Raw genomic sequence first — 25,319 nt, 5'->3', positions numbered from 1 at the left:
CTGGGGCGAGCGGCCCGATCTTCCTAGCGTTGAGCCCATGAAGCGCAAGCAGGAAACACTCCAGAGGTCGTCGAACTCCGTCGTGCTGTCCGACGTCCGCCGCGTCTACGGCAAGGGCGCCGGCGCGGTCGTCGCGCTCGACGGGATCAGCATCAGCTTCGCCCGGGGGACGTTCACCGCGGTGATGGGGCCCTCCGGGTCCGGCAAGAGCACCTTCCTGCACTGCGCCGCCGGGCTCGACCGGCCGACGTCCGGGACCGTGGCGATCGACGACCAGCCGTTGGCCGGGCTGAGCGAGCGGAAGCTCACCGAGCTGCGCCGGGAGCGGATCGGGTTCGTCTTCCAGTCCTTCAACCTGCTGCCCGCGCTGACGGTCTGGCAGAACGTCACGCTCCCGCAGGAGCTGGACGGCCGGCGTCCGCACCGGCACTCGGTCGAGGAGGTCCTCGAGCGAGTCGGCCTCGCGGACCGGCACAAGCACCGCCCGGGCGAACTGTCCGGCGGTCAGCAGCAGCGCGTCGCGATCGCGCGGGCGCTGGTCGCGCGGCCCGCGGTGATCTTCGCCGACGAGCCGACCGGCGCGCTGGACACGCAGACCGCGGCCGACGTACTCGAACTGCTCCGCGAACCCGTGCGCAGCCAGGGCCAGACCGTCGTCATGGTCACCCACGACCCGGTCGCTGCGTCGTACGCCGACCAGGTGGTGTTCCTCGCCGACGGCAAGCTGGCCGGCAGCCTGGTCGCCCCCACCGCCGAGCAGGTCGCCGAGCGCCTCACCCACCTCGGCGCCCGCTCCCGCGCCCACGGTCTGGCGGTCGCGCGATGATGAAACTCGCCGTCCGCACCCTGCGCTTCCGCAAGGGCGGCTTCGTCGCCACCTTCGTCGCCGTCGTCTTCGGTACGGCGATCGTCCTGGCCTGCGGCGGACTGATGGAGACCGGCATCCGTTCCAACGTCCCCGCCACCCGCTTCGCCACCGCCGATCTCGTCGTCACCGGCCCCGACTCCCATCTGCGCCCGGGTCGCGAGGACGCCACCCCGTTGACGGAGCAGACCGGCGTTCCCGCCGACCTGGCTCCCAAGCTCCGCGCGATCCCCGGCGTGAAGGAGGTGATCGGCGACCTCACCTTCGCAACGCCGATCCAGCTCTCCACGCCCTCCTCCCGCCCGACCACGTCCTCCCCCGCCGACACGTTCCTCCCCGCCGAAGGCCACTCCTGGGCCTCCGCCCGCCTCACGCCGTACGAGCTCACCTCAGGCAACCCACCAACGCGCCCCAACGACGTCGTCCTCGACACCTCCACCGCCCGCGCCGCCAACCTCCACCTCGGCTCCAAGATCACTCTCCTCACCAACGGCGAGCCCACCACCTACACCGTCCGCGGCCTCGCCGACGGCCCCGCCGGCCACACCTTCTTCTCCTCCCAAGAGGCCACCCGCCTGGCCAACACCCCCGGCACCTTCACCTCGCTCGCCCTGATCGTTGCCCCCGGCACCGACCTCGGCACCGTCAAGGACGCCGTCGAAGCCCAGGGCGACCTCACCGTCCGCACCGGCGCCGACCGCGGCCTCGCCGAGCACCCCGACGCCGCCCAGTTCCAGGAGGCCCTGATCGCCGTCGCCGGCTCGTTCGGCGGCATCGCCACCCTGACGATGATGTTCGTCGTCGCCTCCACCCTGGCCCTGGCCGCGCAGCACCGCGAACGCGAGTTCGCCCTGCTCCGCAGCATCGGCACCACGCCCGGCCAGGTCCGACGGATGATCCTCGGCGAGGCACTGCTCGTCTCGATCCCCGCAGTCCTGATCGGCATCGTCCCCGGCTTCCTGCTCGGCCGGTTCCTCTTCGACCAGCTCGCCGAGCACGGCGTCGCGTCGCCGTACGTCGAGTTCCACCAGGGCTGGATCCCGTTCGCCGCCGGCGCAGGCGCCGCCGTGCTGGCCGCCATCGGCGCCGCCCTGATCGCCGCCCGCAAGTCCGCGAAGATCAAGCCCGTCGAGGCGCTCGTCGAGGCCGGCCTGCAGCGCAAGTGGTTCACCTGGACCCGCGCGATCCTCGGCGTACTGTCGCTCGGCGGCGCGATCGCGCTGATGATCGTCACCGCGACGGTGATGACCGGTCCGCTCGCCGCCGCGACCGCCGGCCCGGCCGTGCTGTGCTGGGCGATCGGCATCGCGCTGCTCGGGCCGTTCTGGACGAAGCTCACGCTGGCCCTGATCCGCTGGCCCCTGTACGCCGTCAGCCGCGTCAACGGCCGCCTCGCGATCGTCAACGTGACCGCCCGGTCGGTCGCGATGTCCGCCGCGGTGATGCCGGTGATGCTCGCCGTCGGCATCTCGACCGCCAACCTGTACATGCAGACCACGTCGGTGCACGCCACCGAACAGGCCTTCACCAAGGACCTCAGGGCCGACGCGGTCCTCGTCTCCAGCACCGGCACCGGGCTCCCGGCGTCGCTGCTCGACGACGTCCGCAAGGTCCCCGGCGTCGCCGGCGCCTCGTCGTACGTGACGAGCCTCGGCGCGGTCGACGCACCCCGCAAGGCGCCTTTCGCCGAGGACGGCGCGCCGCTGATCGGCGTCAGCGCGCAGGGTGCGGACGGCCCGGCGCCGGTCCGGATCACCTCGGGCTCGCTCGAGAACCTGACCGGTACGACGATCGCCGTCCCCGACCGCATGGTCGAGAAGACCGGCGAAGGCCTCGGCTCGACGGTCAAGCTGACCCTCGGCGACGGCACTCCCGTCGACCTCCGTGTGGTCGCCACCTTCGCGGCCGAACGCGGTTACGAATCCCTGGTCCTGCCGGCCGAACTGCTCGCGAAGCACACCACTGGTCGGCTGGCGCCGCAGATCCTCGTCCGCTACTCCCCCGGCGCCGACCCCGCCGCGGCCCTCGCGGCGACGGCCGCGCGGCACCCCGGCGTACAGGTCGCCGGTCGGGACGCCCTGATCGAGAACAACCGTGCCGACGCCCAGACCCAGGCGTGGGTGAACTACCTGCTCGTCGGCCTCCTGATCGGGTACACCGCGGTCTCGGTCGTCAACACGCTCGCCTCGTCGACCATCCGTCGCCGGCGCGAGTTCGCCCTGCAGCGCCTGACCGGCTCGACCCGAGGTCAAGTCCTCCGGATGCTCACCACGGAAAGCACGCTCATCACCGCCACCGGAGTCATCCTCGGCACGCTGGTCGCCGTGGCCACGCTGGTCCCGTTCAGCGCCAAGCTGTCCGGCTCGGCGATCCCGCACGGCCCCTGGTCCATCTACCTGGTCATCGTCGCCGCGGCCGCGGCGCTCACCTACCTGTCGACGCTGATCCCGGCCACCGGCGTACTGCGGACCAGCCCGGCCGAAACAACCTCACGGCCGGACTGAGTAGAGGCCAGAACCTGACCGCTTCGAGGAGGAGAGTTTTGCTCAGCAAGGCTCTCCTCCTTCGACGTCAGGACTTCTCGCGATGACCTCCACCGGTTACACCACCCTCGCCCCCTGGGTCGTCACCGACGACACCGGCGCCCTGCTCGACTTCGTCACCACCGTCTTCGACGGCGAGGAGCTCGCCCGCATCCCCACCGAGGACGGCCTGATCGGCCACGCCGAGATCCGCGTCGGCGACACCGTCCTGCTCGCCTTCGACCGCCGCCCCGACTGGCCCGCGATGCCGTCCCTGCTCCGCATCTTCGTCCCCGACGCCGACGCCACCTTCGCCCGCGCGGTCGAAGCCGGCGCCCGCATCGTCACCGACCTGTCCACCGCCGCCTGGGGCGACCGCGGCGGCCGCATCCGCGACCCGTGGGGCAACATCTGGTGGGTGGTCGCCCACGTCGAGGACGTCCCCGCCGAAGAGGTCGGCGCCCGGATGGCCGACCCCCGGTACGCCGAAGCGATGCAGACCGCCCAAGCCACCTTCGACGCCGAAATGACCGGCAACCCCGGCCGGTCTTCGCGCCCGGTCCTCTGACGTTCTATCTCCCCGGGGTCGGCTCGGCGATCGGCCGGAGGGCGATCGTCGTCGCCTGCACGATCCCCGCGTTCTGCCGGATCCAGCCGGCCAGCACCACCTGCAGATCCTCCAGCTCACGCTCTTCGAGAATCACCCCCGGCACCGGCACACTCGCCCCTAGCTCCGCCAGCACCGGCCGCAGGTGCTGGTCCGCGAGCAGCTTGTGCGAAGGCGCCGCCGACACCGTCACCGGTACGACGACCGCCCCCGCGAGCGCCTCCGGCCGCAGTACGTCCAGGAAGCTCTTCAGCAGCCCGGTGTAGCTCCCCTTGTAAACCGGTGTCGCTACCACCACCAGCGAAGCCGACGACACCAGCTCCACCGCGCTCTCCAGCGCCGCACGCTCCTCCTCCCCGGCCGCATCCCCCTGGAAGATCGCCGGCGCGAACGTCACCAGATCCACCAGCTCGTCCAACCGGTACGGCGTACCGAGCTCAGAACTCAACAGCTCGGCAACCGACGCGGCAGCTGCCGCCGTCCGCGACCCGGCGCGCGGATTACCCACGACGGTCACCACGGACTGCGGCCACACCGGCGGATCAGGGACAACACGCGGCTCGAAGGCGACTGACGGCATCAGGGATCTCCAGCGGTTCGGCAGTGAGACCCCGAGCGTAGCCAAAGTCCAGCGGGCTACTGGACTTTCTCAGATTCCGAACGTTTCGCCTTCACCTTGACAACCACGAACCAGGTCACCGCGGCCACCGCGGCCGCGATCACGACGTACTGGAAGACGCCGACCGACGACTCCACCAGGTGCCACTTCTCACCCAGCGCGTAGCCCGCGACGATCAGCGCCGAGTTCCAGATCAGGCTGCCGAGCGACGTCAGCCCGAGGAACAGCGGCACCGACATCCGCTCCACGCCGGCCGGCACCGAGATCAGGCTGCGCACGACCGGCACCACCCGCCCGATCAGCACCGCCTTCGGGCCGTGCTTGGCGAACCACTGCTCGGCCTTGTCGACGTCCTCGATCTTCATCAGCGGCAGCCGCGCGGCCAGCGCCCTGGTCCGGTCGCGGCCGAGCACGCCGCCGACGCCGTACAGCGCGAGCGCGCCGACGACCGAGCCGAGCGTGGTGAACAGGATGGCGCTGATCAGCCCGAGGTCACCGCGGTTGGCCGCGAAACCTGCCAGCGGCAGGATCACCTCGCTGGGCAGTGGCGGGAAGAGATTCTCCAGCGCCACCGCGAGGCCCGCGCCGGGAGCCCCCAGTTTCTCCATCATGTCGATGGCCCACCCGGCCACCCCACCGGTCGGTTCCTGCGTCGCTTGCAGCGCGGTCATCATCACCTGGTTCGTCGAGTTCATGGCGTCGACGCTAGGTCCGCGAACACTGCCCGCGCCCTGTGGTCGACCGTCGTAATTGCTCGGCTTTTCCACAGTACAGACCTGTGGAAAACCACAGTCTCCGATCGTCCGGTTCCCACTAGCCTGGTGCGTATGCAGGCCATCGATCCCCGCGCTCCACTGCGCAACCCCACGTCCTTCGGGCAGAGCACGCCGGCCTGGCGCGCGCCGCTGCTCGGGCGGAGCCTGCGCACTCTGGCCGGCGTCACCCTCGGCGCGCTGCTCGCTCTTGCCGAGCTGGTGTTTCTCGCCGTCTGCGCGCTCGGCCTGATCCCGATCGTTGCCGTCCCGCGCTCGCGCCGGGCGGTGCTCGGCCTCACCCATCGTTGCGCCCGGCAACTCGCCGGTCTGGAGCGGCGACGGCTGGCTCGGTTCCACGACGTCCACGACCTCGGCCCGTACGGCGCACGCCAAGCCTTCGGGTACGTCGCCCGTCGCTGGCCGCTCGGCCTCTTCGGCGGCCTCGTCGTGCTGGTGCTGGTCTTCGGTCTGGCCGTCGCCGGGTCGATGCTGTCCGCCTGGATCTTCGGCGGGACCTGGAGCTTCATCGAAGAGGACGGCGGCACGGTCAGTACGGCGACGATCGCCGTCGCCGCGGTCCCCGGCCTGGTCCTGCTCTACCTGAACGTGATGGGCATCGCCGGCGTCAGCCAGCTCGACGCCGCGCTCGCCCGCCGACACCTGACGCCGTCGACCGAGGACGTGCTCGCCCAACGGGTCTCCGAGCTGACCCTGAGCCGCAGCGAGGTCGTCCAGGTCGTCAACGACGAGCGCCGCCGGATCGAGCGCGACCTGCACGACGGCGTCCAGCAACGCCTGGTCGCCCTGGGCCTGCTGCTCAGCCGAGCCCGCCGCTCCCGCGACCCGGACCGCGCGGCCGACCTGGTCCGCCAGGCGCACGAGGAGTCCGAGCAGGCGCTGGCCGACCTCCGCGACGTCGCGTGGCGGGTCTACCCCACCGTGCTCGACCAGCTGGGCCTGGAGGATGTCGTCCGCGTGCTGGCCGAACGTTCCAGCATCCCGGTCACGTTGTCGTACGACCTGCCCACCCGTCCCCCGGCACCGGTCGAGACCGCCGTGTACTTCGTCATCTCCGAAGCACTCACCAACGCCACCAAGCACTCCGGAGCAGAGCGGATCAGAATCACCGTCCAGGCAGCCGTGCCCGCGGCACCGCTCGGCTTCGCCCCGGCCACCGAGCCGACCTCGGTCGTCGTGACCGTGACCGACGACGGCCGCGGTGGCGCCGACCCCCGCGGCCGCGGCCTCAGCGGCTTGGCAGGCCGGGTCGCCGCCTACGACGGCACCTTCACCATCGACAGTCCACCCGGCGGTCCGACCACGATCCGAGCGGAGCTGCCGTGCGAGTGATGCTGGCCGACGACACCACCCTGCTCCGCCAGGGCCTGGTCCTGCTGCTCGAGGAGGAAGGACACGAGGTCCCGGCCGCAGTCGGCGACGGCGACTCCCTGGTCGCCGCCGTCCGCATGGCCGCCGAAGCCGGTGAAGCGCCGGACATCGTCGTGGTCGACGTCCGGATGCCCCCGACCCACACCGACGAAGGCCTCCGCGCGGCCCTGACCATCCGCACCGAATGGCCGTCCGTCAGCGTGCTGGTCCTGTCGCAGTACGTCGAGAAGTCCTACGCCACCCAGCTCATCACCTCCGGCCAGGAAGGCTTCGGCTATCTGCTCAAGGACCGGGTGATGCGCGTCGAGGAGTTCCTGGAAGCCCTGGACCGAGTAGGCAGCGGCGGCGTCGCCTTCGACCCCGACGTCGTCCGCCAGCTCCTGGCCCGCACCACCCACACCGACCCACTCAGCAAACTCACCCCCCGCGAACACGAGGTCCTCGCCAAGATGGCCGAAGGCCACAACAACCGAGGCATCGCCGAAAAGCTCTTCATCTCCCAGAGCGCCGTGGAAAAACACGTCTACGCCATCTTCGACAAACTGGCCCTGCACGACGACCCCACGTACAACCGCCGAAGCCTCGCCATCGCGACGTACCTCACCAACTAGCGCCGCGAAAACCCGTCGGCGCTGCGAACCGCCGTCTCCTAAGGTTCTGAAGGTGGACTACTCCGACGAGCTCATCCCTGAGCATGTTCGTGGGCTCGGTCATCCGAGTCCTGAGTTGCTGACGATCGGCATGCAGGGGGCTGTGTTTCGGGTGCGGGGCGGGAAGGTGGCGAAGGTTTGGTTTCATTCGCCGCGCGCTGAGCTCGAGCGGCTGCAGCGGTTGTACGCCGAGGTGCGGCTGGCGTTCCGCACTCCGGAGATTGTCGAGATCCACCAAGGGCCGCGGTGGATTGTCAGTGTTGAGGTCGAGCTTCCGGGCCGGCCGTTGCACGAGGTGGCGCCGGAGTTCGGTCAGTCTGGATGGACTGCGGCGCGGGACTGTGTGATCGAGGTGGTCGCCGAGCTCGCCGCGACGCCGGCGCCTCCGGCGTTGTTCGCGATGAGTGTGCTGGACGAGAGTGCGCCGTTCCGGGGGCCGCGGCAGGCGTGGGTGGAGGCGCTCGGGGACCTTCTCGTGCGGCGGGTGGCGACGTACGGCGATCAGCTCGAGCGCCTCGTTGACGACTTCGGCGGCAAGTTTGATTGCCTTCAGCAACGGCTGAAGGCGATGCCGGAGGCCGATCGGCTCGTTCACGGCGATGTGACCGCTGGGAACATCCTGGTCGACGACGATCTTCGGCCGGTGAGTGTGATCGACTTCGGGTTGCTGAGCATGCCGGGCGATCCCGTGTTCGACGCTGCGAGCGCGGCGGCGCTGTACGCGCTCTGGTCGCCGGAGACTCGGGCGATCGAGGCCGACTTCGATGCGGCGATCGTCGAACGGCTCGGGTACGACGCCGACGACTTGCTGACCTATCGGGCGGTGCACGCCTTGCTGGTCGGGAACGCGCACGACGCCGACCCGTTCGGGCGTGACTCGGGCGTCCCGCTCACCGCCAAGCTGCTCAACGATCCGTTGTACGCGGAGTTCCTCAGCTGAGCTGCGCCGTGACGTACGTACGACCGCTCATCAGCTGCAGCAGAAGCGCGATCGGGCCGCGCACCTCCTCCCCCTGACCCACCGACCAGTCGATGTCGGTGGCAACCAGCCGTACGCCGGCCAGGCGCTTACGCGCCTTGAACGGAAACGCCTTCGACCAGATCCGGTTCGCCGCCACCCGCGCGGCTTCCGGTGGGATCGGCCGCGCGATCCCGAGCGGCACCGCGATGTCCTGCCCGTGGATGAGCACGTCCAGCAACGGATCGGCCGGCACCGTCCCCACCGGGTGACGCCGCGAGCCCGCGTACCGGCCGTACTGGGCGACGATGTCCTCGGTCCCGTACGCCGCCCCGGCGCGCCGAGCCTCCTCGTAGACGAAGCGGTTGAAATCTCCCCGCGCCCGCGCCATCCCTACGATCACCGGCAGCACCTTCGCCTGCGGGGACGAGATCACGTGGGCGGCGACGTCCTTCACAGTCCATCCCGGGCAGATCGACGGCGTCGCCCACTGCTCCGCATTCAACCCCGCGAGCAGTTCGGCCAGGCTCGCGCGCTCGGTGTCGACGTACCGCCAGATCTCCTCGGCCCGCACCACAACCACCACCCAACTGGTCAGCCTCTCTGATCAAATTAGACAGCCTCTCTGACCACCGGTCAAGATGTCGGTATGGCGGACCAGCTGAATCTCGGGTTGCTGCTGTTCATCCCCTACCGCGCACTGGAAACCCGCGTCTTCGACGCGCTCGCCGCGGCCGGGTACGACGACTTCACCCCGGCACAGGCGCGCATCTTCCAGCGCATCGGCCCGAACGGCACCCGCCTCACCGACCTGGCCGAGCAGGCCCAGGTCACCAAGCAGACCGCGGGCTTCCTCGTCGACCAGCTCGAACGCGCCGGTTACGTACGCCGTACGCCGGACCCCAGCGACGCCCGCGCCCGGCTCGTCCAGATCTCCCCGCGGGGCTACAAGACCATCCCGATCGCCGCAGCCGCAGTCGCCGAAGTCGAAGCCGAGTGGACCGCCCACCTCGGCCCCACCCGCACCAACCAACTCCGCCAGGCCCTCACCAGCCTCCGCGAGATCACCGACCCGTACGCGTAGAGGCGGATCAGGGAAAGCGGTACTCGAGTTCGGTTCCGCTGCTGCACAGGTTCCAGTAGGTGTTCTTCAGGTCAGAAGTCGGTCGAGTGGGCGAGGTCGCGGCCTGCTTCGAGCTCGGTCAGGCGGTCGGTGAGGGCGGACTTGATGGCTGCGTAGGCGTCGCTGCCCAGGGCGATGCGGCGAGGCGCCGGAGTCGTCGAGGCCGAGGCGATGATCGCCGCCGCCACCTTCTCCGGGTCGCCGGGCGCGTCGGCGGTGATGTTGGCCGACGCCGACAGGTACTGCCGCATCTGGCCCAGCGGGCCGTCGGCGTACGCCGGAAGCGGGTCGGCGACGGCGAGGTTCGCGCCGAACGTCGTCCGGACGATGCCGGGCTCGATCATCGTGACGCCGATACCGAACGCCGCGAGCTCGCCGATCACCGACTCGAAGAAGCCTTCGACACCCCACTTCGACGCGTGGTAGAGACTCGCGCCGGGCGTGGTGATCTGCGAACCCATCGTCGCGAGCTGGATGAAACGACCGCCACCTTGGGCGCGCAGCGACGGAAGCGCGGCGCGGAGCAGGTGGATCGGCGCGGTCAGGTTCAGGGCGATCTGGTCGTCGACGGCGGCATCGGTCATCTCCTCGGCCGCACCGAAGGCGCCGCGGCCGGCGTTCGAGAAGACGACGTCGATGCGGCCGAGCTCGGCGAACGCCTCGGCGACGACGCGGCGCAGAGCCGCGGTGTCGGTGACGTCCAACGCCGCCACCAGAAGCTGGTCGGGGTACTTCGTCGCGAGGTCATCGAGGGCCTCCGGCCTGCGCGCGGTGGCGGCGACGCGGTGGCCGGCGGCCAGGAGTTGCTCGGTGACGGCTCGGCCGATCCCCGCCGAGGCGCCGGTCACGAACCAGGTCTTCGCTGTCATGAACACCCTCCTATTTAATCCAACTAGTCAGTTGCTTTCCGAGCGAGACCTTAAAGCGACACCGAGCGGCATGTCAACTATCTAGTTGGTTTAGAGAGAGCGAGTTATATTCCTCGTATGGCAACTACGTTCGAGGTGCTCGCGGAACCGCGGCGCCGGGAGATCCTCGACCTGTTGCGGGACGGCGAGCGGCCGGTCGGCGAGCTGGTGGACGCGCTCGAGCTGAGTCAGCCGGCGGTGTCGAAGCACTTGAAGGTACTGCGGGACGCCGGGCTGGTCGAGGTCCGCCAGGACGCCCAGCGGCGGTGGTACCGGCTCCGGCCCGCGCCGCTGGCCGAGGTCGACGCCTGGCTCACGCCGTACCGGGACCTGTGGCGCGACCGCCTGAACGCGCTCGAGGCGCACCTCGACACGATGGACGAGGTGCGCCCCGAGCAGCCGAACTAGTACGCCGGACTAGTGCGCCTCGGCGAGGTCGAACACGTTGCCCTCCGGATCCACCAGCGTGATCCAGTGCGTGCCGTACTCGTTGAACTCCCCCTCCCGCTTCGCCCCGAGCGCGACGATGCGATCGACATCGGCGGCCCAGTCACCGCTGCCGAGGTCCAGGTGCAGCCGGTTCTTGACGCCGGACGGCTTCTCCGGGACCTGCAGGAACATCATCGCCGGACCGCCGCCGGAGCGGTTCACGGTCGCCATGAATTCATTGCCGCCGGCATCGACCTCGGTCTGGAAGACCCCGGCCCAGAAGGCGGCCTGGGCCTGGACGTCGGCGCAGTCGACGGCGAGCTGCTCGAAGGTGACGGGCATGGTTCAGCCTCTCGTTGGGAGCTGCTGGATCGGCCAGCAGAGCTCGGTCTGGAACGTGCTCGAATCAGTGGTGTCGCCCGGCCCGACGACGTACAGCTCACGGACCGGGCCGGGCGCGATCGCGCAGAACTCGGCGACGTGACTGCCGAGCGCGCCGTACGCGCGGTCGAGCTCCTCGAAGGAGCCGCGGTGCAGCGCGACGGCGAACAGCCCGGCCGGGAGGTCGATCAGGTCGACGCTCTCGTCGGCCGGCTGGTCGGGAGCGACCGGCAGGAACGCGGTCACCTCACCGGCTTCGTCGGCGAAGAACTCGTCGCTGTACGCCGCCCCCGGTACGGCGCTGATGCCGTACCGCCCGGCCAGCGCGCCGAGGCGGGTGAACACGGTCTCGCACCACGCGGTGATGTCGTCGCGATGGACGCGCTCGCGTACGCCGTACGCGCGGAACGCGGGCACGAACCGGTACTCGACCGGGAGCTCGGTGGGCGCGAGGGTCAGCATCGAGCGCAGCGAGGCGACGGCCTGCTGGGTACGGACCAGCTCACGTTCCATCTGCACGAGATGGAGGCGGACCGCCTCGTCACGGGTCGCGATGTCCGGCGCGTCGATCACCGCGCGGACCTGGGCCAGCGGCATCTGCAACTCGCGGAGCCGGCGGATCAGCTGGGCGGTCGGGACCTGCGAGATCTCGTACCGGCGGTAGCCGGAGCTCGGGTCGACGAGCGCGGGCGCGAGCAGGTCGATGTCGTGGTAGTGGTGCAGCGTCTTCACGCTGAGATGGGTCAGCCGGGAGAACTCCCCGATGGTCACCGAAGCCGTCATGTCCCACACCTTGCACCCTCCGGCCACCGGAGGGTCAACACAACACAGACCGGCCGCAGCCCACAGGTGGGTGCGGCCGGTCCGGGCGGGGTCCCCGTGCGGACCCCGGGCTAGCTGGTCAGGCGTTCCACTTCTGGTTCGCGGCGCCGGTGCAGGACCAGATCTGCAACGGCGTGGCGTTGGCGGAGTTGTTGCCGGTGACGTCGAGGCACTTGTTGGCCTGTGGGTTCACCAGATCCTTGCCGCCGGTGTAGTTCCACTGTTGCGCGGCCGATCCGTTGCAGGTGTAGAGCTGCACCCGAGCGCCGTCGGCCACACTCCCCGACGCCACGTCCAGGCACTTGCCGAGCGCCCGCACAGTGCCGTCACCAGGACGCGTCCACTGCTGAGCCGACGACCCGTTGCAGTCGTACAACTGCACGGCGGTGGCGTCAGCCGGGTTGGCACCAGCGATGTCGATGCACTTGCCGGCCAGACCGGTGATCTGCCCGCCGCCACCACCGCCGCCGCTCTGCGTCCCCGACCAGGTGAAGGTCGCCGAGGTCTTGGTCGGCAGCGTGTAGGTGAACGACTGCGAACCCCAGTTCACCCGCACCGACTGCGAGCTGCCGGTGGTGTTGAACGCGATCAGCGCCTTCGAGCCGTCCGGGTTCTTCCAGGCGACGTTCTTCACCGCGCTGTTGGCGTCGGACTGGATCCGCGCCGCACCCGGCTTCACGAACTTCGTCAGGTGGCCCATCGTGTAGTACTCGACGGTCTTGGTGACCTGCCCGCGCTGCGCGTCGTTGCGGTGGATCGTGACCAGACCCGTGCACACGTTGCACCCGGCGCCGACGAACGGCAGCATCGCCTCGTCCTGGCCGAGGCTCCACTTCACCCAGGACTTGCTCCAGTTCCGGGTGTAGTCGATCAGGTTGTTCATGTCCTCGACCTGCTGGTTCGGGATCCAGGTGCCGCCCGAGTGCTCGGTCATGTAGTGGTTCACGGCCGGGTACTGGTTGTGCACGGTGGTCTGCAGGTTCACGTCACCGCCGTACCCGTGCCAGGCGATACCGCCGAACAGCGGGTCGTTGCGCAGCCCGGCGTCGGCCAGCGGGACCGAACCGAGGTCGTTGTAGTTGCCCCAGTTGTAGTCCAGCACCATCACCTTGGTGGTGATGCCGGCCGCCCGGAACGCCGGGATCAGGTGGTTCTTGGTGAAGTTCAGCAGCCCGGCGCCGTTCCAGTTCATCGAGGCGTAGCCGGTGTTGTCGTTGCCGCAGCAGGTCGGCTCGTTCTGCACCGACACGTAGTCGATGTGGTTGCCGGCGGCCTCGTTCTGCTGCACGTACTTGACGAAGTACTGCGCGTAGAGCGGGTAGTACTCCGCCTTCAGCCAGCCGCGGTTGGTGAACTTGTTGTTGTCCTTCATCCAGGCCGGCGCGCTCCACGGAGCGCCCTTGACCTTCAGGGCCGGGTTCAGCTGCTTGGCCTGCTTGGTCAGCGGTACGACGTCGGCGAGGTCGTGGTTGATCGTGAAGTCGTTCAGGTCGCAGCAGGTGTCGTCGTAGGAGTAGTTGAACCGCGCCAGGTCGGAGGCACCCATCGGGTTGCGGGTGAAGGCCAGGCCGATCCCGTTGACCGGGTCGAACAGATCCTTCATCACCTGGTTGCGGGTCGCGGCGGAGATCGTGTTGCTGCTGTTCAGCAGCCACGCGGCGCTGTCGGTGAACGACGCGCCACCGCCCTCGAAGGTCTGGTACGTCGTGTTCTCGTTGACGTTGACCGTCTGGTTCGCGCTGCCGCCGGCCGGGCCGAAGTTCACCGGCGCCTGCTGCTGCAGGCCGCGGGTGACGTTGCGTCCGGCGGCGTCGTTGGTGGTGGTCAGCCAGACGTTGACCTGCTCGCCGGCGGCCTGCGCCGGCGTCGGGTTGCTCAGGCTGAGACCGGTGGCCAGCACCGAGAGGGCGGCGAACCCGGCCAGGGCGGGCAGCAGGCGTCGTCGTCCGGGGCGGGCACGACGAAGAGGGCTGGGCATGGGCGGATCTCCCTTTTGCTCAAGGGGTTCAGGGGACGAGGCGTTGCACCCCGGATCCGGCGTCTGCCCGCGCCGCAACTGGTGGTCATCAGCAGGTAACCATCGGTGCCTGCCGGAGTCAATGCCGTACGACGCCTTTTTTCACGCCTTGTATTTACGTGTGGCCTTGACGTGGGAGCGTTCTCACGGCACGCTTCCGTCGCACAAGCGAACTGTCTCGTTCACGTCCCGCCCCCGCCCCTACCGGCCGGACGCCCCTCCGGCCGAGCGAGAAATGAGGCACGCATGAGAGTCCCGCGTTCCCGGTTCCGGGCCGCCGCGCTGCTCACCGCAGGCGCCGCGCTGCTCGGCACCGCCGTACTCCAGTCCCCCGCCGACGCCCGGACCCAGTCCGAGACCGCGGCCGCGGCGGCCGCTCAGGTGATGGCCCCGCAGGCCACCATCTGGGAGGACACCTTCGACGGCCCGAACGGCCAGGCCCCGAACCCCGCCAAGTGGCGCTACGACATCGGTGGCGGCGGCTGGGGCAACAACGAGCGCCAGTACTACACGAACTCGACCCGCAACGCGGCGCTCGACGGCGGCGGCAACCTGGTGATCACCGCCCGCCGCGAGAGCGGCGGTTTCCAGTGCCACTACGGCACCTGCGAGTACACCTCGGCCCGGCTGCTCACCGCGCAGACGTTCACCCAGACCTACGGCCGCTTCGAGGCCCGGATCAAGATCCCCGGAACCCAGGGCGTCTGGCCGGCGTTCTGGATGCTCGGCGGCGGCAACTGGCCGAACGACGGCGAGATCGACATCATGGAGAACATCGGCCGCGAGCCGAACACCGTGCACGGCACCATCCACGGCCCGGGCTACTCCGGCGAGGGCGGCATCGGCGCGGCGTACCAGTCGCCGAACGGCCAGCCGTTCCGCAACGACTTCCACACCTACGCCGTGGACTGGGCGCCGGACTCGATCACCTGGTCGGTCGACGGTGTCCAGTACCAGCGCCGGACGCCGGCCGACCTCGGCGGCAGGCAGTGGGTCTACAACCACCCGTTCTTCATGATCATGAACGTCGCGGTCGGCGGCTACTGGCCGGGCTACCCCGACGGCAGCACGGTGATGCCGCAGTCGATGGTCGTCGACTACGTCCGGGTCTCCACCCTGGGCAGCAGCGGCGGGTCCGGCAGCCAGATCACCGGCCTGGCCGGCAAGTGCCTGGACGTCGCCGGCGCGAACGCGGCCGACGGCACCACCGTCCAGCTGTACGACTGCAACGGCAGCGCCGCGCAGAAGTGGACCCGGCCGGGCGACGGCACGATCCGGGCCCTGGGCAAGTGCCTGGACGTCGCGAACGCCGGGACCGCCGACGGCACCCGGGTCCAGATCGCGACCTGCAACGGCAACGCGGCCCAGCAGTGGACGTACTCCGGCGCACGAGATCTGGTGAACCCACGGGCGAACAAGTGCCTCGACGTCACCGGCAACAACTCGGCGAACGCCACCCCGACGCAGATCTGGACCTGCGGCGGCGGCGCGAACCAGAAGTGGAACGTCTGACCTGAGCACGACGAAGGGCCAGGCCGTCCCGGTCTGGCCCTTTCGTCACGCCAGCAGCAGCTCGGCCGCCCGTTCGGCGATCGCGTAGACGGTCGCGACCGTGTTGGCCGACGGCAGTGACGGCATCACCGACGCGTCCGCGACCCGCAACCCGTCGATGCCGATCACCCGCCGGTCGTTGTCCACGACCGCCTGCTCGCCGTCCCCGATCGCGCAGGTCCCGACCGGATGACAGTACGACGCGAGCGTGCGCCCGACGTACTCGCGCAGGTCGTCCCGCGCGGTCAGCGCCGGCCCCGGCGCGATCTCGGTCGGACCCCACTCGGCGAGCGCCCGCGCGGCGCCGAGCTCACGTGCCAGGTCGATCCCGCGCAGCATCGTCGTGGTGTCGCGCGGGTCGGCGAAGTAGTTCGGGTCGATCAGCGGCGCCGCCGTCGCGACGGTGCTCGCCAGCCGGACCGATCCCCGGCTGTACGGCCGCATCACCGACGGCTTGATCGTGAACCCGTACGGCGGTGCGCCGGCCGGCACCTGCGGCAGGTCCGTCACCACGAACTGCAGATCGGGGCCCGCGGCCACGGGATCGACCTGGAGCAGCCCGATCAGCTCGGCGTGGTTGTTCCGCGCCGGCGGGACCGCCGTGGCCGTGCCGAAGACCACGTTCGCGAGCGGGTGGTCCTGCAGGTTCGACCCCACGCCCGGACGGTGGCCGAGCACCGCGATCCCCAGCTCGCGCAGGTGGTCCGCGGGCCCGACGCCGGACAGCATCAGCAGCTTCGGCGACCCGATCGCGCCCGCGGCGAGCACGACCTCGCGGGTGCAGTCGACCGACAGCAGCGCGCCGTACGTGCTGTACCGGACGCCGACCGCGCGCCGGTTCACGATCCGCACCTCGTGCACGGTCGCGTCGGTGACGATCTCGAGGTTGCTCCGGGCAACCACCTCCGGTGTCAGGTAGGCGTCGGCAGCGGTCTGCCGCAGCCCGGCGACGATCGAGAGGTCGGGTAGCCCGAAGCCGGTCTCGAGTCCGCCGCCGATGTCGGTCGCGGCCCGATGACCCACCTCGACGGCGGCGTCGAGCACCGACGCGAGCACCGGGTTCGGCGGGTCGGCGGGACCGACCACGACCGGCCCGCTCTGTCCACGCAGCTCCGGGTCACGGCCGATCGCCGTCTCGCTGCGCTTGAAGTACGGCAGCAGGTCGGTGAAGCCCCAACTCTTGGCACCGGCTTCGGCCCAGTCGTCGTACCCGGACCGGTGCCCGCGGACGAAGAGCATCGCGTTGATGGCCGAGGAGCCGCCGAGCCCGCGGCCGCGCGGCAACTCCGTCGCCGTACCGGTGGCCGCCTGGACGACGGTGCTGTCGCCCCAGCTGAAAGAGCTCTGCCGCAGCAGGTAGTGATCGCGAGGCTCGGCGACCAACGGGTGTGGCTCGCGCGCGCCCGCCTCCAGCAGCAGCACCCGTACGTCGGGTCGCTCGGACAGGCGAGCGGCGAGCACACTGCCCGCCGTTCCGCCGCCGACGACGATGTAGTCGTACGTCATCCGCGCAGGATCAGGTCGGCCGCGCGCTCGGCGATCGCGTACACGGTGGCGTTGGTGTTGGCCGAGGGCAACGACGGGATCACCGATCCGTCGGCGACCCGGAGACCGTCGATCCCGTGCACCCGCAGGTCGAGGTCGACCACGGCGAGCTCGTCGGTGCCGAGCTTGCAGGTCCCGACCGGGTGGCAGTAGGAGATCATCGTGGCCCGCAGGTACGCCGCCAGCCCCGCGTCGTCGTCGACGTCCGGCCCGGGCGACAGCTCGGTGCCGCGCCAGCCGTCGAGCGCGCTCGCCTTCGCGATCTCGCGGGCGATCCGGACCCCGGTGACCATCGTCTCGACGTCGTACTCGTCGGCGAAGTAGTTCGGGTCGAGCAGCGGCGGCGTCCCGGCGGCCGGTCCGGCCAGGCGGACCGTGCCGCGGCTGCGCGGGAGCATCGTCGAGACCCGGATCGTGAACCCGTTCGCCGGCGCGCCCGCGTAACCGCCGTGCTCGGCGACCTGGGCGACGTCGACGAACAGCAGCTGCAGGTCCGGGACGTCGAGCGACGGGTCGGTGCGGATCAGCCCGGCCACGTCGGCGTGGTTGAAGTTGTTGTGCTCGACGGTCCGGGTCGCGCTGAACGCGACACCGGCGGTCGGGTGGTCATGGAAGTTGCCACCGACACCGGGCAGATCCAGTACGACGTCGACGCCGACCTCGCGCAGGTGGTCCTGCGGGCCGACACCGGACAGCATCAGCAGCTGGGCCGAGCCGATCGCGCCGGCCGCCAGCACCACCTCACTGGTGCAGTGGACCGAAGTCGGCTCCGCGCCCGCGACGGCGTACTCGACGCCGATGCAGCGACCGTCCTCGATCAGGAGCTTGTGGGCCAGCGCCTCGGTGACGATCTCCAGGTTGGCCCGGCCGCGGACCTCTGGGGTCAGGTACGCGTCGGCGGAGTTCTGCCGGCGGCCGGCGTACACGTTCTGGTCGGACGCGCCGAAGCCTTCCTCGACACCGCTGCTGAGGTCGCTGGCGCGGCGGTACCCGGTCTCGATCGCGGCATCGAGGCACGCTTCGAGCACCGGGTTCACCGGGTCGGCCGGGCCGACGATCACCGGACCGTCGGTACCGCGCAGCTCCGGGTCCCGGCCGGGAGCGGTCTCGCTGCGCTTGAAGTACGGCAGCAGGTCGGCGTACGACCAGCCCTTGGCGCCGTTCTCGGCCCAGGCGTCGTAGCTGGAGGCGTGGCCGCGCAGGAAGCTCATCGCGTTGATCGCGGAGCCGCCGCCCAGGCCGAGGCCGCGCGGCAGCGGCACCTGGCCGCCCGTGCCGGGCTGGTCGACCGTGAGCTCGCCCCAGGACATCGAGCTGGTCAACAGCGCCGGCCACGCCGGCGGGATCGCCGCCTCGGGCAGCGCCTCGGCGGCGCCCGCCTCGAGCAGCAGCACCCGTACGCCGGCGTTCTCCGACAGCCGCGTCGCCAGCACGCAGCCCGCCGTTCCGCCGCCGACGACGATGTAGTCGTGGTCATTCACGTCAGTTCCCCTCGAGATGTTTCCAGTGATAACACCTTCAGGTGTACCACCGGAACGAGAATCAGCGTAGGCCACTTGCTGTTATCGTCGATAACATGCCAACCAGCACCCGGGCGGACACCCGCGACCGGATCGTCCGCGCCGCCACCGACCTGCTCACCGCAGGCGGCCGCGCCGCGGTCTCCACCCGCTCGGTCAGTACGGCGGCCGGCGTCCAGCCGCCGACGATCTACCGGCAGTTCGGCGACATGGACGGGCTGCTGGACGCGGTCGCGACCCAGGCCTTCGAGGACTACCTGCGCGACAAGCGCGGCCTCGGCGAGACCGACGACCCGGTCGACGACCTGCGCCGCTCCTGGGACCTGCACGTCGACTTCGGCCTCACCAAGCCGATGTTCTACACCCTCGGGTACGGCGGTCCCGGCGACGAGAAGGCCTCGACGCTGCGCGCGGAGGCGCTGGAACGACTGACCGGCATGGTGGCCCGGGTCGCCGCGGCCGGGCGGCTGACGATGAGCGTCGAGCGCGCCACCGCGCTGATCTACGCCAACGGCCTCGGCCTGGTGCTGTCCCAGATCGCGATCCCGCCCGCGGACCGCGACCCGCAGCTGTCCGCGGTCACCCGCGAGCTGGTGCTGAGCTCGATCACCACCGGGCCGACCGAGGCGGCCAGCGACGTCCCGTCCCAGGCGACCGCACTGCGCGTTGCCCTAGGCAATCATCCCGGGAACCCGCTGAGCCCGACCGAGGCGGCGCTGCTCGACGACTGGCTGCGCCGCCTGGCGGACACGAACTGACCGTTACGCGCGGTGCGACCGCACCAGGTCGGCGTACGTCCTGCCGCTGGTCTTCATCACCCGCCGGCCGCTCGGGTAGTCGACGTACGCGAGACCGAAGCGCGGCGCGTACCCGTAGGCCCACTCGAAGTTGTCCATCAGCGACCACGCGAAGTACCCGGCCAGCGGAGCACCCTGCTGCACCGCGCGAACGCACGCCGCGAGATGCCCTTCCAGGTACGCCGTCCGCTGCGCGTCGTCGACGTTGAACTCCGCGTCGGGCGAGTCGACCCAGGCCGACCCGTTCTCGGTGATGTAGATCTTCTCCGCGTCGTACTCCTTGGCCAGCCGCAGGATCAGCTCCTCCAGGCCGGCCGGGTGGATCTCCCAGTCGAGCATGGTGTGCTCCGGGTTCGGCCCGGGGACCTGGCTGAAACCGAGCACCGGCACCGAGTCGTCGGCCTTGATGATCTGGCGGAAGTAGTAGTTCAGGCCGATGAAGTCGGTCGGCGCGGCGATGACGTCCAGGTCGCCGGGCTGCTCGGGCAGCTCCACGCCGTACGTCTCGACCATGTCGGCCGGGAAGCCGCGGCCCGACGTCGGGTCGAGCCACCAGCGGTTGATGTGCCCGTCGGCGATCCGCGACGCGCGGATGTCCTCGGCGCTCTGACTGGCCGGCTCACAACCGCTCAGGTTCACGACCAGGCCGACCGAGGGCGGCTCCGGGCACGACTCGCGCAGTGCCTGCACGCCGAGCCCGTGCGCCAGCAACAGGTTGTACGACGCGCGCACGGCGGTCGCCGGGTCGGTGATGCCGGGCGCCATCCGGCCTTCCCAGTGGCCGATCCAGGCCGAGCAGAGCGGCTCGTTCAGCGTCACCCAGTCGCGCACGCGGTCGCCGAGCTTCGCGCCGACGACCGCGGCGTACTCGGCGAACCGGTACACCGTGTCGCGGTTGTCCCAGCCGCCGGTGTCCTGCAGCGCCTGCGGCAGATCCCAGTGGTACAAGGTGACGAAGGGCTTGATGCCCTCGGCAAGCAAGTCGTCGACCATCCGGTCGTAGTACGCCAGACCGGGCGCGTTGACGGCGCCGGACCCGGTCGGGATCACCCGCGGCCAGGCGATCGAGAACCGGTACGCGTCGACGCCGAGCTGCTTGATCAGGGCCAGGTCGTCGGGCCAGCGGTGGTAGGAGTCGCAGGCCACGTCACCGGTGTCACCGTTGTCGATCGCGCCGGGCACCCGGCAGAACGTGTCCCAGATCGACGGCAGCCGGCCGTCGGCGTCGACAGCGCCCTCGATCTGGTACGCCGAGGTGGCGGTACCCCAGACGAAGTCCTGCCGAAGCGGGGAGAGCTCGACCATCGGTGACCCCCAAAGGGTGGTGGAGAAGGCGGTTTTTTCAAAGCATAGTTGAAGTCCTGAACCCTGCGCAGCGAGTTCAGGTTCCGGAACTTGCGGGGATCAGGCGGTGCTGACTCGTTTGGCGGTGCCGCCTTCGCGGAGGAGACGCAACACCGGCAGCGTCGCGGCGCCCAGCGCCACCGCGTCCCGGCCGAGCTCGCACAGCTCGATCGTCACCTGCGCGTACGGCCGGTGCAGCGCGTGCTTGCCGACGGCCTCGCGCAGCTCCGCGAGGTAGCGCTCCCCCAGCAGCAACCCCGCCCAGCCACCGAGCACGATCCGCTCCGGGTTGACCAGGTTCACCAGGTTCGCGAACCCCGCGGCCAGGTACCCGATCGTGTCCTCGACGACCTTGGCGGCGACCTCGGAGGAGTCGACCGCGCCGAGCAGCCCGATGAAGGCCGCTTCGTCGTCGTCCGACCGCGCGGCGGGCCCACCGGCCAGCCGGTACCGGTCGAGCACACCCTCGGCGCCGACGTACGCCTCGAGACATCCCTCGGCACCGCACCGGCACCGGCGGCCGCCGTACATGATCGTGGTGTGGCCCCACTCGCCGGCGCTGCTGCGAGTCCCCCGGTAGCTCGTCCCACCAGTCACCAAGGCAGCACCGACACCAGACCCGACCAGCGCCACGACGGCATCCGTCGCACCCCGCCCGGCGCCGAACCACATCTCCGCCTGGCCGAGCGTGTTCGCACCGTTGTCGACCTGGATCGGGATCGAAGTCCCCGCCGCCAGCATCGCCCCGAGCGGAACCCCGTCCCACCCGAGCGTCTGTGCGTGCACGACCGCGTCCGCGGGTCCCTCGACCACACCGGCGACAGCCACCCCGAGCCCGAGCACCCGCTCAGCCGGTACGCCGGCCTGCGTGATCACCGCGTCGAGCCCCTGCAGCACGTACTTCACCGCCAGCTCGGGCGCGGGTTTCGGCGTCTCGATCGGGTAGACCACGGTCGCCAGCACCGTCATCGCGAGGTCGAACAGCTCGACCCGGACCCGGGTCTCGCCGACCTCGGCGCCGACGACGTACCCGAAGCTGGGCGCGACCCGGAGCAGCACCCGTGGGCGGCCGCCGTCGGACTCGACGGACCCGGCCTCCTCGACGATGCCCTCGTCCAGCAGCTCGCCGACCAGGTTGCTCACGCTGGCCGCGCTCAGCGACGTCTCGTGGCCCAGCTCGTAGCGGCTCAGCGGTCCCTGCCGGTAGATGCTGGTCAGGATCACCGACCGGTTGGACCGCCGCATGTCGCGCACCGTCGTCCGGCGTCCGTCCATGGTGTTTTCCCGACCCTTTCCGGCAGCTTCCATCAGTTGACGTCATCCTGCCGCACGAGGAGTTCCAAGCTCAGCCCACCGCACTTCTTACACGATTTGAACTTAGTAGTGACTTTCGTTACCGGTCCGTGATTGACGTCACCCCGCACGGACCGCTTCACTCTACGGAACCGCTTCCGAAACCGGTTCCGACGACCGGCTCCGGGAGCAGCTCCATCCGCCCCGCACCACCCCGACCGCCCGAGGGGAGCTGTGTATGTCGATCACGATCGCCGATGTCGCGGCCCGTGCCGGAGTCAGCAAGACCACCGTCTCGCGGGTCCTGAACGGCAAGGGCGAGCTCGATCTGCGGACCGCCGAACGGGTCCGCCAGGTGATCGCCGAGCTCGGGTACGTGCCCAGCGCCCGGGCCGTCGGCCTGGCCCGCGGCCGGACCCGGATCGTCGGCATGCTGGTCCCCTCGCTGACCTGGCCCTGGATGGGCGAGGTCCTGCAGGGAGCCGTCGACGTGGTCGAGACCGAGGGCTACGGCCTGCTGCTGTTCACCTGCAACCGGGGTGAGGAGTCGATGCAGCAGTTCGCCTCGCAGGTCTCGGCGCAGTCGTTCGACGGCCTGCTGGTGATCGAGCCCGAGGGCACGCTGTCCTACATCGAGCAGCTGCACTCGCGCGGCCTGCCGGTCGTCCTGATCGACGACCGGGCCAAGCAACCCGTGTTCCCGTCCGTCGCCACCACCAACCGGGCCGGAGGTGAGGCCGCCGCCCGGCACCTGCTGGAGCTCGGCCGCCGCCGCCCGCTGGTGATCACCGGCGTGGACTGGTTCGGCTGCACCCAGGAACGCCTGGACGGTTTCCGCGACACCTACGCGGCGGCCGGCCTCGAGCTGGACCCACGGCTCGTCTTCGAAGGCGACTTCACCCACGAGAGCGGACGCCGCGGCGTCCAGCAGGCGCTCGAGGCCGGCACCAAGTTCGACGCGATCTTCGCGCACAACGACCTGTCCGCCGGCGGGGCCATCCAGGCCGTCCGGGAGACCGGGCGGAACGTGCCGAACGACGTGTCGGTGGTCGGTTTCGACGACATCCCGTACGCCCAGCACACCGAGCCGCCGCTGACCACGGTGCATCAGCCGATGCGCCAGATGGGGCAGGCCGCGGCCCGGATGCTGATGGACTACTTCGGCGGCAAGCCGCTGCCGGAGGCACCCCAAGTGCTGCCCACGACGTTGATCGTGCGCAGCTCAACCGCCCCCGCCCGCCCCTCTTAGAGCGTCCGGTGGCGAGGTAGCTGCCCCTGCTTCGCCACCGGCACCCAGTAGTCCCGATATCGATCCGTTAAGCCGTGCGCTCTTCTCATGAGAGCGCTTTCACGGCACGATGCGACACCACTGACCGGGTCAACCGGAGTCATCCGCCAAGTAGTTGACGAACACAGGAGGAACGATGCGAGCACGACGCACAGTCGCGCTGGCCCTCGCGGGCCTGCTCGCGGCAGCAACCGCTGCCTGCAGTAACGGGGACACCACCAACTCGAACGCCAACGCCGGCGGCGGCGCCACGGTGCTCAACGTGGGCATGCCGAACGGGCCGCAGACCGAGAACCACAACCCGTTCCTCGGTTCCTCCTCGGGCGCCTCGCTCGGGTACCGGTGGATGATCTACGAACCGCTGGTGATGATCAACGCGCTCAAGCCGCAGGAGCCGGGCAAGCCCTGGCTGGCCACCGAGTTCGCCTGGGCCGACAACTTCAAGAAGGTCACCTTCACGATCCGCGACGGGGTCACCTGGTCCGACGGCAAGCCGATGAGCGCCGAGGACGTGGCCTACTCGTTCCAGCTCCGCAAGGACAACGAGGGCCTGAACCAGGACGCGATCCCGTACGACAAGATCACCCAGACCGGGAACAAGGTCGAGCTGACCTTCACCCGCTCGCAGTTCGTCAACCAGAACAAGATCCTCGGCGTCTTCGTGGTGCCGAAGGCGCAGTGGTCGACGTTCAAGGACCCGAGCCAGGACACCGTCAAGGACCCGATCGGCACCGGCCCGTACAAGCTCAAGTCGTTCACGCCGCAGACCACGACGCTGGAGCTGCGCGACAAGTACTGGCAGGAGCTGCCGAAGGTCAAGGAGCTGCGCTACACGTCGTACAACGACAACAACGCGCAGACCACCGCGCTGGCCAACGGCGCCTCGGAGTGGAGCTTCGTCTTCGTCCCGAACGTGAAGACGGTCTTCCAGGCCAAGGACGAGAAGAACCACAAGGTCTGGGCGCCGGGCACGCTGGGCATCCACGGCCTGTGGATCAACACCACGGTGAAGCCGTTCGACAACCCGGCGCTGCGCCGGGCGATGGACAAGGTGATCAACCGCGACGACATCTTCACCCAGGCCGAGGCCGGGTACTTCTACCCGAAGATCGAGTCCGTCACCGGCATCCCGGCCCCGGCCGGTGAGTCCTACATCGCGCCGGAGTTCAAGGACAAGAAGCACGCCGTCGACGTCGAGGGTGCCAAGGCCGAGCTGGCCGCGGCCGGCTTCAAGCTCGAGGGCGACACCCTGAAGGACCAGACCGGCAAGCCGGTCACGATCACGCTGACCAACCCGGCCGGCTGGTCGGACTACGTCACCAGCCTGGAGATCATCAAGGACAACCTGTCCCAGATCGGCATCAAGGCGACCGTCGACAAGGCCAACCAGGACGCCTGGTTCAAGGCCTTCGACGAGGGCAACTTCCAGGCCGGCATGCACTGGACCAACGGCGGCGCGACGCCGTACGACATCTACCAGAACATCATGGACGGCAAGATCCTGAAGCCGGTCGGCAAGGGTGGCGTGAGCGGCAACTACGGCCGGTTCAGCAACGCCGACGCGACCAAGGCGCTGGACGAGTACGCCAACGCGGCCGACGACGCCGCGCGCACCGCGGCGCTGAACACGCTGCAGAAGATCATGGTCGAGCAGATGCCGATCATCCCGACCGGTGCCTCCAACATCGGTGCGCTCTACAGCACCAAGAACTGGGTCGGGTGGCCGGACGACACCAACCCGTACGGACCGGCGCAGCCGACCCAGCAGAACGCGCTGGAGATCGTCCTGAAGCTGAAGCCCGCAGGGGCCTGACAACCCGCCGGGGGGGGGGGGGGGGGGGCGGGGGGGGGGGGGGGGGCGGGCCCCCGGGCCAACCCCAAGAAAAGACCAGGAAAGGGGGAGGGACCCAGGGCAAACCGACCCCAGAACACAAAA

23 protein-coding genes are annotated in these 25,319 nt (G+C 69.8%); 12 read left to right on the top strand and 11 right to left on the bottom strand.

From position 1 onward, the window contains the following. Positions 1-37: 37 nt before the first annotated feature. From ACZ6Z4_RS30580 to ACZ6Z4_RS30570, 3 genes are all read left to right on the top strand, one after another. Positions 38-826 (top strand): ABC transporter ATP-binding protein, encoded by a 789-nt coding sequence (locus ACZ6Z4_RS30580; RefSeq protein WP_465571941.1) that lies wholly within the window; start codon positions 38-40, stop codon positions 824-826. Continuing rightward, entirely contained in the window at positions 823-3,369 is a 2,547-nt protein-coding gene (locus ACZ6Z4_RS30575; RefSeq protein WP_465571936.1) for an FtsX-like permease family protein, read from the top strand. Before ACZ6Z4_RS30580 ends, ACZ6Z4_RS30575 begins: the two co-directional genes overlap by 4 nt. A gap of 82 nt (positions 3,370-3,451) precedes the next feature. Further along, on the top strand, positions 3,452-3,955 hold the full coding sequence (locus ACZ6Z4_RS30570; RefSeq protein WP_465571933.1) for a VOC family protein: 504 nt from the start codon (positions 3,452-3,454) through the stop codon (positions 3,953-3,955). Between the two features lie 4 nt (positions 3,956-3,959). On the opposite strand, the gene ACZ6Z4_RS30565 is transcribed toward ACZ6Z4_RS30570, so the two are convergent. Both ACZ6Z4_RS30565 and ACZ6Z4_RS30560 read right to left on the bottom strand, forming a co-directional pair. Continuing rightward, positions 3,960-4,502, bottom strand: a complete 543-nt coding sequence (locus ACZ6Z4_RS30565) for an NADPH-dependent FMN reductase (RefSeq protein WP_465571928.1) — start codon at positions 4,500-4,502, stop codon at positions 3,960-3,962. A gap of 128 nt (positions 4,503-4,630) precedes the next feature. Further along, positions 4,631-5,308, bottom strand: a complete 678-nt coding sequence (locus ACZ6Z4_RS30560) for a DedA family protein (RefSeq protein WP_465571925.1) — start codon at positions 5,306-5,308, stop codon at positions 4,631-4,633. Positions 5,309-5,440: 132 nt separating this feature from the next. Here ACZ6Z4_RS30560 and ACZ6Z4_RS30555 point away from each other — a divergent pair, with 132 nt between their 5' ends. The 3 genes from ACZ6Z4_RS30555 to ACZ6Z4_RS30545 are packed head-to-tail and all read left to right on the top strand — an operon-like array spanning position 5,441 to position 8,347. Further along, complete coding sequence (locus ACZ6Z4_RS30555) at positions 5,441-6,718, top strand: sensor histidine kinase (protein WP_465571922.1); 1,278 nt, start codon at positions 5,441-5,443, stop codon at positions 6,716-6,718. Further along, positions 6,709-7,368, top strand: a complete 660-nt coding sequence (locus ACZ6Z4_RS30550; protein WP_465571919.1) for a LuxR C-terminal-related transcriptional regulator — start codon at positions 6,709-6,711, stop codon at positions 7,366-7,368. Before ACZ6Z4_RS30555 ends, ACZ6Z4_RS30550 begins: the two co-directional genes overlap by 10 nt. Before the next feature lie 52 nt (positions 7,369-7,420). Further along, complete coding sequence (locus ACZ6Z4_RS30545) at positions 7,421-8,347, top strand: phosphotransferase family protein (RefSeq protein ID WP_465571916.1); 927 nt, start codon at positions 7,421-7,423, stop codon at positions 8,345-8,347. Here ACZ6Z4_RS30545 and ACZ6Z4_RS30540 read toward each other — a convergent pair. Continuing rightward, entirely contained in the window at positions 8,340-8,951 is a 612-nt protein-coding gene (locus ACZ6Z4_RS30540) for a maleylpyruvate isomerase family mycothiol-dependent enzyme (protein ID WP_465571913.1), read from the bottom strand. The two genes, ACZ6Z4_RS30545 and ACZ6Z4_RS30540, sit on opposite strands and share 8 nt — an antisense overlap. 63 nt (positions 8,952-9,014) lie before the next feature. On the opposite strand from ACZ6Z4_RS30540, the gene ACZ6Z4_RS30535 reads away from it, so the two are divergent. Beyond that, entirely contained in the window at positions 9,015-9,449 is a 435-nt protein-coding gene (locus ACZ6Z4_RS30535) for a MarR family winged helix-turn-helix transcriptional regulator (protein ID WP_465571910.1), read from the top strand. Positions 9,450-9,520: 71 nt separating this feature from the next. Here ACZ6Z4_RS30535 and ACZ6Z4_RS30530 read toward each other — a convergent pair whose 3' ends face one another. Further along, a complete protein-coding gene (locus ACZ6Z4_RS30530) occupies positions 9,521-10,357 on the bottom strand; it encodes an SDR family oxidoreductase (protein WP_465571907.1) in 837 nt (278 codons plus the stop codon). A gap of 117 nt (positions 10,358-10,474) precedes the next feature. Between ACZ6Z4_RS30530 and ACZ6Z4_RS30525 the strand changes: the two genes are divergently transcribed. Further along, entirely contained in the window at positions 10,475-10,804 is a 330-nt protein-coding gene (locus ACZ6Z4_RS30525) for an ArsR/SmtB family transcription factor (protein ID WP_363664971.1), read from the top strand. 9 nt (positions 10,805-10,813) lie between these two features. Here ACZ6Z4_RS30525 and ACZ6Z4_RS30520 read toward each other — a convergent pair whose 3' ends face one another. The 3 genes from ACZ6Z4_RS30520 to ACZ6Z4_RS30510 all read right to left on the bottom strand — a co-directional run bounded on the left by ACZ6Z4_RS30520 (position 10,814) and on the right by ACZ6Z4_RS30510 (position 14,006). Then, on the bottom strand, positions 10,814-11,167 hold the full coding sequence (locus ACZ6Z4_RS30520; RefSeq protein ID WP_363664972.1) for a VOC family protein: 354 nt from the start codon (positions 11,165-11,167) through the stop codon (positions 10,814-10,816). Positions 11,168-11,170: 3 nt separating this feature from the next. Beyond that, positions 11,171-11,989 carry a MerR family transcriptional regulator gene (locus tag ACZ6Z4_RS30515; protein WP_465571900.1) on the bottom strand — a complete coding sequence of 273 codons (819 nt, stop codon included), beginning with the start codon at positions 11,987-11,989 and terminating at the stop codon, positions 11,171-11,173. A gap of 118 nt (positions 11,990-12,107) precedes the next feature. Further along, entirely contained in the window at positions 12,108-14,006 is a 1,899-nt protein-coding gene (locus ACZ6Z4_RS30510) for a ricin-type beta-trefoil lectin domain protein (protein ID WP_465571897.1), read from the bottom strand. A 285-nt stretch (positions 14,007-14,291) separates the two neighbouring features. Here ACZ6Z4_RS30510 and ACZ6Z4_RS30505 point away from each other — a divergent pair, with 285 nt between their 5' ends. Beyond that, the gene (locus ACZ6Z4_RS30505; protein WP_465571895.1) at positions 14,292-15,557 is read left to right on the top strand and encodes a family 16 glycosylhydrolase; all 1,266 of its coding nucleotides are present in this window, start codon (positions 14,292-14,294) and stop codon (positions 15,555-15,557) included. Between the two features lie 45 nt (positions 15,558-15,602). Here ACZ6Z4_RS30505 and ACZ6Z4_RS30500 read toward each other — a convergent pair whose 3' ends face one another. Both ACZ6Z4_RS30500 and ACZ6Z4_RS30495 read right to left on the bottom strand, forming a co-directional pair. Further along, complete coding sequence (locus ACZ6Z4_RS30500) at positions 15,603-17,102, bottom strand: GMC family oxidoreductase (protein WP_465571892.1); 1,500 nt, start codon at positions 17,100-17,102, stop codon at positions 15,603-15,605. Then, positions 17,099-18,622: a GMC family oxidoreductase gene (locus tag ACZ6Z4_RS30495; protein ID WP_465571889.1), complete on the bottom strand. Its 1,524-nt coding sequence runs from the start codon at positions 18,620-18,622 to the stop codon at positions 17,099-17,101. Before ACZ6Z4_RS30495 ends, ACZ6Z4_RS30500 begins: the two co-directional genes overlap by 4 nt. Positions 18,623-18,717: 95 nt before the next feature. Between ACZ6Z4_RS30495 and ACZ6Z4_RS30490 the strand changes: the two genes are divergently transcribed. Beyond that, entirely contained in the window at positions 18,718-19,419 is a 702-nt protein-coding gene (locus tag ACZ6Z4_RS30490; RefSeq protein ID WP_465571885.1) for a TetR/AcrR family transcriptional regulator, read from the top strand. A 3-nt stretch (positions 19,420-19,422) separates the two neighbouring features. Here ACZ6Z4_RS30490 and ACZ6Z4_RS30485 read toward each other — a convergent pair whose 3' ends face one another. Both ACZ6Z4_RS30485 and ACZ6Z4_RS30480 read right to left on the bottom strand, forming a co-directional pair. Further along, complete coding sequence (locus ACZ6Z4_RS30485; RefSeq protein WP_465571882.1) at positions 19,423-20,763, bottom strand: GH1 family beta-glucosidase; 1,341 nt, start codon at positions 20,761-20,763, stop codon at positions 19,423-19,425. A gap of 99 nt (positions 20,764-20,862) precedes the next feature. After that, positions 20,863-22,077, bottom strand: coding sequence for an ROK family transcriptional regulator (locus tag ACZ6Z4_RS30480; protein WP_465571877.1), 1,215 nt, complete (start codon positions 22,075-22,077; stop codon positions 20,863-20,865). A gap of 256 nt (positions 22,078-22,333) precedes the next feature. Between ACZ6Z4_RS30480 and ACZ6Z4_RS30475 the strand changes: the two genes are divergently transcribed. Next, entirely contained in the window at positions 22,334-23,344 is a 1,011-nt protein-coding gene (locus ACZ6Z4_RS30475; protein ID WP_363664981.1) for a LacI family DNA-binding transcriptional regulator, read from the top strand. Between the two features lie 175 nt (positions 23,345-23,519). Next, complete coding sequence (locus ACZ6Z4_RS30470; protein ID WP_363664982.1) at positions 23,520-25,196, top strand: ABC transporter substrate-binding protein; 1,677 nt, start codon at positions 23,520-23,522, stop codon at positions 25,194-25,196. Positions 25,197-25,319: the final 123 nt, after the last annotated feature.

It is taken from the genome of Kribbella sp. NPDC104740 (genome assembly GCF_055583505.1).
The sequence above is the reverse complement of the archived record's forward strand: the minus strand, read 5'-3'. Positions and strand labels throughout refer to the sequence as shown.

Coding starts and splice junctions, on each gene's coding strand:
- ACZ6Z4_RS30580 (WP_465571941.1), top strand. CDS start 38: ATGAAGCGCAAGCAGGAAACACTCCAGAGGTCGTCGAACTCCGTCGTG.
- ACZ6Z4_RS30575 (WP_465571936.1), top strand. CDS start 823: ATGATGAAACTCGCCGTCCGCACCCTGCGCTTCCGCAAGGGCGGCTTC.
- ACZ6Z4_RS30570 (WP_465571933.1), top strand. CDS start 3,452: ATGACCTCCACCGGTTACACCACCCTCGCCCCCTGGGTCGTCACCGAC.
- ACZ6Z4_RS30560 (WP_465571925.1), bottom strand. CDS start 5,308: ATGAACTCGACGAACCAGGTGATGATGACCGCGCTGCAAGCGACGCAG.
- ACZ6Z4_RS30555 (WP_465571922.1), top strand. CDS start 5,441: ATGCAGGCCATCGATCCCCGCGCTCCACTGCGCAACCCCACGTCCTTC.
- ACZ6Z4_RS30535 (WP_465571910.1), top strand. CDS start 9,015: ATGGCGGACCAGCTGAATCTCGGGTTGCTGCTGTTCATCCCCTACCGC.
- ACZ6Z4_RS30530 (WP_465571907.1), bottom strand. CDS start 10,357: ATGACAGCGAAGACCTGGTTCGTGACCGGCGCCTCGGCGGGGATCGGC.
- ACZ6Z4_RS30525 (WP_363664971.1), top strand. CDS start 10,475: ATGGCAACTACGTTCGAGGTGCTCGCGGAACCGCGGCGCCGGGAGATC.
- ACZ6Z4_RS30520 (WP_363664972.1), bottom strand. CDS start 11,167: ATGCCCGTCACCTTCGAGCAGCTCGCCGTCGACTGCGCCGACGTCCAG.
- ACZ6Z4_RS30515 (WP_465571900.1), bottom strand. CDS start 11,989: ATGACGGCTTCGGTGACCATCGGGGAGTTCTCCCGGCTGACCCATCTC.
- ACZ6Z4_RS30510 (WP_465571897.1), bottom strand. CDS start 14,006: ATGCCCAGCCCTCTTCGTCGTGCCCGCCCCGGACGACGACGCCTGCTG.
- ACZ6Z4_RS30505 (WP_465571895.1), top strand. CDS start 14,292: ATGAGAGTCCCGCGTTCCCGGTTCCGGGCCGCCGCGCTGCTCACCGCA.
- ACZ6Z4_RS30500 (WP_465571892.1), bottom strand. CDS start 17,102: ATGACGTACGACTACATCGTCGTCGGCGGCGGAACGGCGGGCAGTGTG.
- ACZ6Z4_RS30490 (WP_465571885.1), top strand. CDS start 18,718: ATGCCAACCAGCACCCGGGCGGACACCCGCGACCGGATCGTCCGCGCC.
- ACZ6Z4_RS30485 (WP_465571882.1), bottom strand. CDS start 20,763: ATGGTCGAGCTCTCCCCGCTTCGGCAGGACTTCGTCTGGGGTACCGCC.
- ACZ6Z4_RS30480 (WP_465571877.1), bottom strand. CDS start 22,077: ATGGACGGACGCCGGACGACGGTGCGCGACATGCGGCGGTCCAACCGG.
- ACZ6Z4_RS30475 (WP_363664981.1), top strand. CDS start 22,334: ATGTCGATCACGATCGCCGATGTCGCGGCCCGTGCCGGAGTCAGCAAG.
- ACZ6Z4_RS30470 (WP_363664982.1), top strand. CDS start 23,520: ATGCGAGCACGACGCACAGTCGCGCTGGCCCTCGCGGGCCTGCTCGCG.